General features: G+C 46.6%; 2 protein-coding genes. Both read right to left on the bottom strand.

Annotated elements, in window-relative coordinates:
* Positions 1-89: 89 nt before the first annotated feature.
* Positions 90-545, bottom strand: a complete 456-nt coding sequence (locus AC2VE5_RS28205; RefSeq protein ID WP_486890807.1) for a ferric uptake regulation protein — start codon at positions 543-545, stop codon at positions 90-92.
* 172 nt (positions 546-717) lie between these two features.
* Positions 718-1,030, bottom strand: a 313-nt coding sequence (locus tag AC2VE5_RS28200) for a sigma-70 family RNA polymerase sigma factor (protein ID WP_486890806.1), incomplete at its 5' end; no start/stop codon positions are given.

Raw genomic sequence — 1,030 nt, 5'->3', positions numbered from 1 at the left:
ACCTGAGCTATTCTTGCTTAAATATCCCCAGCCAAGAATGATTTTGTCACCGCAGTGACAAAACCTGAAGCGATCAGCCAGGGTGAGGTTTAACCGGGCAAGAGCGATCGCTGGCACTGGGGACAGATCGCATGAATCGAAAGCTGGCAGTCAAGCAAGTGATATCCCTCTTTGTAGGCCGTCTTTGTGCCGACCTTTAGAACTGAATCACTCTTAAATTCAATGGTTTTATTGCATTTAACGCAAATTAGATGGTGATGGTGGTAAGGATGAGGCTGGTTGAGTTCATAGTGTTTATGCCCTTCCGCCAGCTCCAGTTCCCGTAAAATTCCCATCCGAGCCATTAATTTAACGGTTCGATAAATGGTTGACAGACTAATCGGATTTCCCTGCTCTTCTAAACAGTTGTATAAATCCTCAGCACTTAGGTGATGTCCCTTTTGGAGATTTTGGAAAACATTTAGAATGGTTTCCCGCTGGGGGGTCAACCGCCATCCCCGGTCATTGAGCTCACCCTTAAGGGAGGATGCTGTATAGGTTGACATAGCAGACATAGGCACCTCTCAAGTCAAGAAAGCGGTCTTATTGAGAAGCGTACACAATTCATCAGGAATTTTCAAGAAGATTAGCTTATTGAGAATTATCCCTGATTAATCCCCCAGTATAGGGGCAGCCCCCCTGAATTAGTCAACAAGCAAATTTCCTGATAAAGCTTGACTAGGCAAGGGATTCTAGATAGTCTCGAACCCGATTTCGCCGTTTAGGTTGACGCAGCTTTTGCAATGCTTTGGCTTCAATCTGCCGCACCCGCTCCCGGGAAAGCTCTAGGGCTCGACCAATTTCCGCTAGGGAGTAGGCTGTCCCATCCCTAAGCCCAAAGCGCATTAAAATTACATCCCGTTCGCGGCTGGTTAAGTCAGCGAGCAACTGCTGTAACTCTCGCTGCAGAGATTCTCGCATCATTGATTCTTCTGGAGAAATGTCATCGGTTTCTAACAATTCCCCTAGCTCTGTATCTTTGTCTTTCCCC

Source organism: Aliterella sp. E5.1 (genome assembly GCF_057473825.1).
Note: the sequence above shows the minus strand (reverse complement) of the source record. Positions and strands in the feature narration are given on the sequence as shown.

What these genes read in the sequence shown, in the direction of transcription:
- AC2VE5_RS28205 (WP_486890807.1), bottom strand. Translation starts at nt 545, where the DNA reads ATGTCAACCTATACAGCATCCTCCCTTAAGGGTGAGCTCAATGACCGG.